General features: G+C 69.4%; 5 protein-coding genes. All 5 read right to left on the bottom strand.

All coding sequences use genetic code 11. The features are described 5' to 3' along the window. Positions 1-112 precede the first annotated feature (112 nt). A complete protein-coding gene (locus ABZ562_RS08180; protein WP_361475549.1) occupies positions 113-1,423 on the bottom strand; it encodes a ricin-type beta-trefoil lectin domain protein in 1,311 nt (436 codons plus the stop codon). 57 nt (positions 1,424-1,480) lie between these two features. Then, entirely contained in the window at positions 1,481-3,463 is a 1,983-nt protein-coding gene (locus ABZ562_RS08175) for an alpha-L-fucosidase (protein WP_361475460.1), read from the bottom strand. Positions 3,464-3,529: 66 nt separating this feature from the next. Beyond that, positions 3,530-5,938 carry a ricin-type beta-trefoil lectin domain protein gene (locus tag ABZ562_RS08170; RefSeq protein ID WP_361475458.1) on the bottom strand — a complete coding sequence of 803 codons (2,409 nt, stop codon included), beginning with the start codon at positions 5,936-5,938 and terminating at the stop codon, positions 3,530-3,532. A gap of 23 nt (positions 5,939-5,961) precedes the next feature. After that, positions 5,962-7,794, bottom strand: a complete 1,833-nt coding sequence (locus ABZ562_RS08165; protein WP_361475456.1) for an RICIN domain-containing protein — start codon at positions 7,792-7,794, stop codon at positions 5,962-5,964. Positions 7,795-7,826: 32 nt separating this feature from the next. After that, complete coding sequence (locus tag ABZ562_RS08160; RefSeq protein ID WP_361475454.1) at positions 7,827-9,359, bottom strand: arabinofuranosidase catalytic domain-containing protein; 1,533 nt, start codon at positions 9,357-9,359, stop codon at positions 7,827-7,829. Between the last annotated feature and the right edge of the window lie 4 nt (positions 9,360-9,363).

The raw sequence follows: 9,363 nt of genomic DNA, 5'->3' as shown, positions 1-9,363 counted from the left end.
CGGCGCCTGCCCCCGGGCCCGCGCTGTGGGCGTCCTTCTTGTTGGGCCGGGTGGCGCCGGCCCCCGCCCCCCCCGCCCCCCCCCCCCCACACGACACCCCCTGGCCCGTGTTTCAGCTCTCCAGGCGCCAGGACTGGTTCGCGCCGCCGGTGCAACTCCACAGCTGGACTTTCGTCCCGTTGGCGGTCCCCTGGCCGGTGGCGTCCAGACAGAGCCCCGACTGCACCGCTGTGATCGTGCCGTCGGGATTGATGTTCCACTGCTGATCCGCCTGCCCGCTGCAGTCCCAGATCGCCGCCGGGGCGCCGCTGCCCGTCTGGCCGGAGGTGCCCAGGCACTTGTTGCCGTAGACCACCAGCTGCTTCCCGGCGGTGTGGGTCCACCGTTGGTTGGAGCCGCCGTTGCAGTCCCACAGTTGTGCCTGCGTGCCGTTGGCCGTGGTGGAGTTGTTGATGTCGAGGCAGCGCCCCGACTGCCGGCCGACGATCTCCTGGTTGCCGGAGGGCGCCGGCGGATCCGAGCCGAACTGTGTGAAGAACTGCCATACCGCTGCCGACGTCCAGGTGCGCCAGCCGTCACCGGTGGAACCGTCTATGGGACCGGGGTCGTGGCCCGCTCCGTCGAACGCGGCCCAGACGACGGGGTATCCGGACCGGCATCCGGAGTAGGTGGTGATGATGTGGGTCAGGCTTCCGTAGGACGGCTCGGGCGGGTTCTGCGGGGTACAGCCGTTCGTCCGGACGAAGGTGTCGCGCAGTTGCCGTCCCGACGCGATGGGCAGCACGTTGTCCCTGAGGCCGTGCAGACCCATGTAGGCGATGGGCTGGTTGCCCCCGTCGCACCCGCTGAGGTTCGCGCCGGAGTAGACCGCGACCGCGCGGAAGACCGTCGCCCGTGAGCAGGCCAGGGCGTACGACATCGCGGCGCCGTAGCTGAATCCGGCGGAGAACAACTGGGTGGTGTCGACGCACAGACCTGCTTCGATCTGGCTGACCATGGCGTCGACGAAGGCCACGTCCTGGCCACCGGGGTTGGCCCAGCCGTTGCCGTTGCCCTGAGGCGCGACGAAGATCGTGCCGTTGTTCGCGTCCGCCAGGCGCCGCAGACCGTAGTAGGACCAGTTGTACCCGTCCGTTCCGCCCGAGTCGACGTCACCCGCCGTGCCGCCCCGCCAGTGGAAACCGAAGATCAGCCGGTAGGGGTGGTTGCTGTCGTAGCCGGCCGGGATCCGCAGGATGTAACTGCGGGTCTGGCCGCCGACCTGCATCGTGTGCGTACCGCTCGTCAGCGCTGGGGCCTTGCCGCAGCCGGCGGTCGCCCGGACGGCGCCGGTGGTCGCGGCCGACGGGGGCGCGCCGAGGCCGCTGCTGAACGAGGTGCCCGGGGCTGCCAGGACGAGAAGTACCGCAGCCGCGATGGACATGAAGAGGCGTTTGGGTCTCATGTGCTCCTTCTTCCGCAAGCTTGCCGCTGTGGCCGCTCAGGCCCCGGTGATGGTCCATGCGTTGTTGGTGCTGGAGTTCGGCGTCCACATCACCGTGGTCGAGCCGACCGTGGTGCTGCCACTGCCGTCGAGGGCGGTGCCGGTGCCCCGGTTGACGATCTGGTAGCGGTTGCCGCCGAGGCTGACCAGCTGCCACTGCTGGTTGTCGCCTCCGTTCCACGCCTCCTGGCGGGCGGGAGCGCCGTTGGCGGAATTGCCCCAGCTGTCGGCGGCCATGCCGTTGGTGCGGTTCATGATGCGGTAGTAGCCGTTGCCGAGGTCGATCAGCTGCCACTGGAGATTGGCGCTGCCGTCGTAGTTCCACTGCTTCAAGTTGGAGCCGGAGGCGACGTCGCCCCCGCTGTCGAGCGCCAGTCCGCTGGTCACGTTGGCGATCTTCACCCAGGTGGTGGAGCCGCCGGGCGCGCCCAGGACGGGGATCTCACCGGAGAAGGTGAGCTTGATCGTGTACGCCAGGGCGCTGAACGGCGGATTGGACGAGGGCATGGTGAGGTGCAGACCGGAGGCGTCCTGGGCGGGTGCGGGGAGGTCGATGTAGGTGCCGGCCGTGTTGTCCAGCAGTTGCGCGCCCGTCAGGCTGCTGAGGTTGATCTGGTTCGAGTTCAGCGTCGTGATGGTCGTGGTGGCGCCCTGCCAGCCCAGCGCGGTGGCGTAGAGGACCTTGTTGTCCCGGCTGCGGGTGAACCGGATGTCCTGCGGTTTGCCGGCCACCGGTCCGCTGAACGAGCCTCCGCCCATCTTGGTGGGACCCTCGCCGTAACTGGCCCAGGAGCGGGTGGCGTACACCGCCTCTCCGAAACGGCCGAGCCAGTCGCCCATGGCGAGCAGGATGGACTGCTGTCCGGAGGGGATGGTGCCGTCGGCCATCGGAGCGATGTTCAGCAGCATGCTGCCGCCCTTGCTGACCCGGTCGATCAGCGAGTGGAGCAGTGCCTGCGTCGAGTAGTAGCCGATGCCCACCGTGTAGCACCAGCTGGAGGAGGAGATGCTGTCGTCGGTCAGCCAGTAGGGCGTGAGCAGGCCTGCCGGGCCGCCGCGCTCGAAGTCGAAGACCTCACCCTTGTTGTTGAGGCCGTCCTTGTACGTCGCGGCCACGTCCTTGTTCCACGAGACCGCCTGGTTGTAGTAGTGCGCGAGGAACTGGAGCCGGTAGGACTCCTGCACCAGGTTCAGGTCGAAGTCCTGCCAGAGCAGGTCCGGCTGGTAGCCGTCGATGACCTCGATCAGCTTGTCGTACCAGAGCTTGTTCTCCGCGGCCGAGCCCTGCTGGCCGTAGAGGATGCGCAGCGCCGGGTCCGACTGGGACGGCACGTGGTCGTAGTAGCCGTTGAAGTGATAGGCGTGGTGCAGCGCGGCCATGAACTTCAGCCCCTGCCCGCGGATGGCCCGCGCGTGCAGCCCCACGAGGTCGAGTCCGGGGCCGTGCCGGACCGAGTTCCACGGGTTGGAGCGGCTGTTCCACATGGAGAAGCCGTCGTGGTGCTCGGCGACCGGGCCGGCGAACCTGGCACCCGCGGCCTTGAACAGCCGCGCCCAGGCGTCCGGATCCCACTTGCCGCCCTCGGAGACCGGTTTGGGGGCGAACTGCACATGGTTGCCGGCCTTGTCGCGGGCGCCGTCGATGAAGTTGTGGTACGGCCATGCCGAGGGGTCGCCGTAGGTGGCGATGTGGTGCCGGTTCTCGGCGGAGCCGCCGATGTACATGTTGCGCGGATACCACTCGTTGCCGAACGCGGGAACGCTGAAGGCGCCCCAGTGGTAGTAGATGCCGAACTTGGCGTCCTGGAACCAGGCCGGGGCCGGGGGGTGCTGGTCCACGGAGGACCAGCTCGCGGTGTAGCTTCCGGGGCCTTCGGTCGCGGCGGCCTCGGGGGCGAACCGCAACAGGCCGAAGGCCGTGGCCGCGCCGGCCGCCGTCAGCAGCCGGCGCCGGCTGACGGGCAGGGAAGAGGGAGACATGTGGGGCCTCTCGGGGGAGATGACGGAGGTGATACGGGAGTCGGTGATCGTCGGCCGGTCGCCGGATCAGTCGCGCGTCCACTTCTGGTTGCTGCCGCCATTGCAGGTCCACAGCCGCAGCAAGGTTCCGTTGGCCGTTCCCGCGCCGGTGGCGTCCAGGCACAGGCCGGACTGGACACCGGTGATCGTGCCGTCGGCGTGGAGCGTCCATTTCTGGTTGCCGCCGCCGTCGCAGTCCCAGATGTCCACCTTGGTGCCGGGGCTGGTGCCCTGGCCCGCCGCGTCCAGGCAGTAACTGCCGTAGACCCGCAGCTCACCGGCCGAGGTGTCCGTCCACTGCTGGTTGCTGCCGCCGTTGCAGTCCCACAGCTCCACCTGGGTGCCGGCCGTCTGCGACTGGTTCGGCACGTCCACGCACCGGCCGGAGCCGGCCCCGACGATCGTGCCGGTCGTGCCGCCGTCGTTCCCGCCGCTGCCGGGGGTGATGGACAGGTTGTCGAACTGCGCCGTCTCGCCCTGGCTGGTCCCGTAGCCGATCTGCCCGCCCGCCCAGGTGCGGTCGTTCACGGAACCGACCGTGGCACCGTCGATGACGGCGGTGATGGTGGTGCCGGAGAAGGTGAGGCCCAGGGTGTGCCACCGGTTGGTGCCCAATCCCGCGGTCGTGCCGCGGGCCAGGGTGGAGACGCTGCCGCCTGTGTTCGTGTTCAGGATCGACCAGGCCCCGGTGTCGCTCACCCGCAGGCGGTAGGCGTTCAGTCCTCCGGTGCGGTCGTAGTCGTGCCCGCCCGCGCGGCCGATCAACTCGGCGTATCCGGGCTGTTCGAGCAGCACGTCCGAGGAGACGGTGTAGTCGCCCCAGCTCACGTCACCGAGCAGGGCGTGCGGATCGGTCAGCGCGTCCCAGGTGATCGGCTTCTGCGGGCTCATCTGGCGCACGCACTTGCCGTTGCGGCCACCACCGCAGCCCACCGCCTCGAAGGCGCCCTGCCAGTCCATGAGGTACTTCGCCTCGGCGCCGGTGGCGTAGCCGTCGAAGGAGTCGCTGTACGGCAGCTTCAGCTTGCCCTGGGCAGGGCCGGTGGCGGTGCCCTTGCCCTGACCGGTCGTGGTGGTCAGGGTGTACACGCGGCCGGGCTGGACGGTGAGGCTGAAGCCGCTGCCGGACGGGGTGATGTCCGTGGTGTGCGCGAAGTAGTCGGCCGCGTTGCCGGAGCGGACGTCGGTCGACCAGACGTGGACGGTCTTGGTGGACAGCCCACCGCTGACGTTGAAGTCCAGTGTCTGGGCGCCGCCGGCGTCCATCGTCTCGATGACCGTGGAGTAGTCGGAGTTGTTCGTGGACTTGAGGGAGACGTAGCTGCCGTTGTTCCGGTTGCCGCCGATGTAGCCGCTGGAGGCGTCGAGGTAGTGCCACCCCGGGGCGGTGAACTGGCTGGTCTGTGCCATCACCCAGGCGTTCTTGCCGATCGCGTAGTGGCCGGACCAGGGCTGCGAGGCCAGGGCGAGCCCCATGGTGGGGTACGGGATGTTGGGTGTGACGGCGGCGACCACCGGCCAGTTGAGGTACGCGGTCATCCGGCCGTCGATGTATCCGCGGTTGATGCCGCGGGCCACGGCCTGCGCTCCCCCGTTGTAGTCGTCCGAGCCGTTCTCGCTCGCCCACAGTGTCTTGCCGGACGACGTGGCGGCCGACGGCACCGAGCAGTTGGACTGGGACGACCGGTAGCCGCAGGGGTAGTGCGTGCCGATGACGCTCACCGCGGCGGCGAACGCCGGGTTGGAGTTGACGTCGTTCGCCACGTTCCAGTCCGAGTCAGCCGCGACGATCTTGACGTTGCCGTAGCCGTTGCTGTTGAGCGCGCCGCGCAACTGCTCGTACCACGAGATGTTGTAGCCTCGCTCGTTCCATCCGCCGAGGTAGTCGATGCTCAGCCCGTGCTGCTTGGCGCAGCCCAGCCAGGAGAGCAGGTAGTTGGTCATGTCGGTGGACCAGAAGTTCCCGCCGCCGATCCAGCCGGGCGCCCCCCAGGCGAGCCCGTACAGCTTGATGTCCGGGTTGCGAGCCTTGGCCTGCTCCATGAGCCACCACTCGTAGCCCCGGTCGCAGTTCAGGTCGGACCGGGTGTGCTGGTGACTGGGCTCGGCACCCGAGGTGGAGTTGGTGTCACCCCCGACCTCCGCCTTGAGGATCTGCAGGGAGGCACCGTATCCGGGTTTGAACAGGTAGTCGAGGATCTGGCCGCGCTGGGGCTCGGGATAGTCGATCAGGAGTCTGCTGTTGCCGCCCCCGCCGCTGATCGCGCCGACGCCGTCGAAGGTCCGGCCGCCGGAGGCGCCGTTGATCGTGATGGAGGCCGCGGCCTGGGCCGGCGCGGCGGCCGTGCCCACGATGCCGCCGGCGGTCAGGAGGAGGCCCGCGAGCACGGCGGTCGAGGCGCGCAGGCGCCGGAACAGCCTGCTGAATGCTGACACGGTGGGTTCCTTTCGCAGGTCGATCAGCGGAGGAAGAAGTCCTGGTTGGTTCCCGGCCCGTTCTTGCAACTCCACTGGTCCAGTTGCCGGCCGACGTCGCCGCCGGCCCCGTAGACGTCCAGGCACAGACCGCTGTTCTTGTTCTGGAAGGCGTAGGAGCCGTCGGACTGCGGCAGCGGCAGCCAGAGGCCGCTCGCCGCGGTGCCGGGGGCCTGCTGGACGATGTCCGGGATGCCCGCCGCCGTGGAACCGCCGGCCACCGCCACGTCCAGGCCGGAGTCCTGGGCCCGCAGTTCGCCGTAGCCGCCCGAGGCGGGCACGAACCGGAACCGCTGGTTGCCCTGCCCGTTGCAGGTCCACTGGTCGATCGCGGCACCGGCGCTGCTCGAGTTCCCGTAGACGTCCACGCACAGGCTGTTGGAAGCGACCACGAGTTGGTGGTAGCCGTCCGGGAAGCCGCCACCGCCGGAAGAGGCCGGTGTCAGGTAGACGGAGAACGCGTCGTGCGCGCCCTGGAACGTGATCGGCACGGTGATCGAGCCGCCCGAGGCGCTCACGTTCTGGTCGTACACCGTCTGGGGGGCGCCGAGCGGCGCCTGGTCCGGTATGCGGCGCACGGTGACGTGCACGCCGCCGGCGTTCGCCAGCCAGGGCACGGACGCCAGCCCGTCGAAGGTCACCGACGCGGCGCCGGTGTACCCGTTCGCGTCGCCGATGACCGCCACGGCTCGCTCGGCGGAGGAGTCCTCGGAGGCCGAGATCGCCGTCGAGCCGACCTGGCCGGAGGTGTCGACGAGGGTGCCGGTCATGTCGGCGTAGTCCCGAAGCGCCCACCAGTTGCCGGTCGGCTGCCAGCTGCCCCCGCTCTGGGTGAGGACTCCGGTGAGGTTCGGGGTGACGCAGCACACCCAGTTGCCGCGCATCGCGTTGGTGTACCCGGACTGCGCGAACCGCGCCAGGTACCACGCGGTCACCCCGGCGGTCTGCCGGTCGGCCGGCTGGTACTCGTTCGAGGACAGCGGCAGCGGACCGATGCCCGCCGCGGTCAGGTCGCTGTTCAGGGTCCGCGCGACCGTGACCGGGTCGTCGACATCGCCCTCGTTGTGATTGGTGATCATGTCCGGCACCGTCCCGGCCGCCTTCACGTGCGCGAGCCAGGTCTGCCATTCACCCGGGTTGCGCTGCGGGGTGAACGCCAGTGACGGCCCGACGATCCGCGCCCCGGGGGCGATGCGCCGGATCTCCCGGTAGGCGGTGTCCCACATCCGGAAGTACTGGGTGCTGTTCACTCCCCGGGTCCAGAAGGCGGAGATGTCCGGCTCGTTCCAGATGTCGTAGGCGAACGTGAGCCCCGTGGCCTGGAGCGCTCCCACCGTGGAGTCGATGAAACTGACCCAGTTGGAGCAGTCTCCGTTGTCGCACGGGTACCGCGTGTTCGACGGCTGGCCGCCGTTCGCGCCGTAGATGTCGCTCACGAGCACCTGGTACTGCGCGTGATAGGGCGGCCGGGTGAGCCGTCTCGCCTGCGCGGTGATCGAGTCGAGGTCGGCCCGGGTGGCCGGGCCGTACTGGTAGCCGTCCCTGATCCAGCCGCCGGAGAACCATCCGCCGCCGCGGAAGGCGTTGATCCCCAGCGGCTGGATGAACTGGTCCGCCGGCTGGCTGCCGTCCTGGGTGATGCCGTAGAGGAACCCCTCCCCCACGCCGGTCGACGGTCCCCGCGTCGACGCCAGGTGCACGCTCAGCGACTCGCCCGCGGCGGCCCGGCTCGCGGTCGTCGACAGCGACGACAGCACGAACGCCAGGACGATGCCGACCGCCAGTACCAGCCGGCCGGGCCTCGCTCTCGACCTCATCCGATCCTCCTCCCGGTTCGGCTCCCACGAGGTCAGCTCAGTGACCATTGCTGGTTGGATCCCCCGTTGCAGGTCCACAGTTCGACGGGGGTGCCGTTGGCGGTGGCGCCGCCGGTCACGTCCAGGCACAGGCCGGACTGGGCGTTGGTGACGGTGCCGTCCGTGTTGAGGTTCCACTGCTGGTTGGTCTGGCCGTTGCAGGCCCAGGTGATGACCTTGGTGCCGGGGCCGGTGCCCCGGCCCGAGGCGTCCAGGCACAGCCGGCTGCCGCCGGAGTACACGGTGAGCTCCTGGGAGGCGGTCTTCGACCAGGTCTGGTTCGCCGCGCCGGCGCAGTCGCGGATCTGGGTCTGCGTGCCCGGCGTCGTGGACGCGCCCGGCACCTCCAGGCACCTGCCCGCACCCACCGCACGCAGCGCACCGGTCGTGTTGCCACCGCCGCCGCCCACCCCGTAGCCGGCGGCGGTGATGGCGGCCTGCACGGCGTTCTCGGTGGCGTCGGAGGGGTAGCCCGCCGTCATCGCGCCTTCGAAGAACTCGCCGGTGCCCGAGACGCTGTTGTCGCCCCCGGTGCCGAGCAGGACCGAACTGTCGAGCTTCATCGGTGAGTAGCCGTTCGGCAGGGGACCGGAGAAGGTGGTGGTCAGGCCGCCGCTACTGCCGTTGCCGTATTTGAGGGTGAAGTTGCTGGTGCCGTTGTTCTTCAGCCACGCGCTGACAAACGGGTAGTGCACACCGGCGTTGTTGGGGTCCTTGTTGGAGCCGGTGTTGGTGTGGAACATGCCGTTCTCCAGATCGGCTTCGACCCACGGGCCGTTGCCGGTGCACCCGTTGAACCAGCAGGCGTTGCCCCAGTAGATGGCGTTCATGGTGGCGTTGCCGGTGTCGGTGTGGGAGTTCTCCCCGCTGCCGTAGTCGAAGCAGCACCACTGGTTGGTGTAGTTCGACGACGTCACCATGTAGATGCCTTCGGGCTGGGAGCCGGTGGCCACGCCCTTCGCGTGGTCGATCCGGTAGCCGACACCCTGCTTGACCTTGACGCCGAAGACCTGGTGGCCGGCCGCGGTCACCGGCAGGGCCATGGCGTCCGCCCCGATGTCGGAACCGTTCGGGCCGGGCCCCTTCCAGAAGCCGCCCCAGGAGATCGGCAGGTCGTTGTGCTGGGTGGTCTGGTCGTAGATCTTGGTGATCGTGCACGAGGTGCCCGCGCAGAACGAGACCTGGGAAGCCGCGTCGGCGTACCCGCCCGCGCTGAGCACTCCGATGTCGCGGTAGCTGTGATCGGAGGACCGCTGGATCTGGTACAGCGGCCCGTTGTACGACGCGAAGAGGGCCCTGGTGGTGGCGTGCGCCGTCACACACGGCGTACCGCCCGCGGCGTAGATGTCACACGGGAGCGACACGTCCGCCGCGCGGTGGGCCGCCGACTGGACGGTGGCGGTGGTCCGGGGGTGCGAGGATGTGGCGAACGCCGGCGCGCCGAACGCGGCCAGGGCCATCGCCAGGGCGACGAGGAGTACGGTTTTCCCTCGCCTTCGCCGGGGAGGGACGGCTGGTTCGATCATGGCG

This window comes from Streptomyces sp. NPDC019937, from assembly GCF_040631655.1.
In the GTDB taxonomy this organism is placed as follows: Bacteria; Actinomycetota; Actinomycetes; order Streptomycetales; family Streptomycetaceae; genus Streptomyces.
Note: the sequence above shows the minus strand (reverse complement) of the source record. Positions and strands in the feature narration are given on the sequence as shown.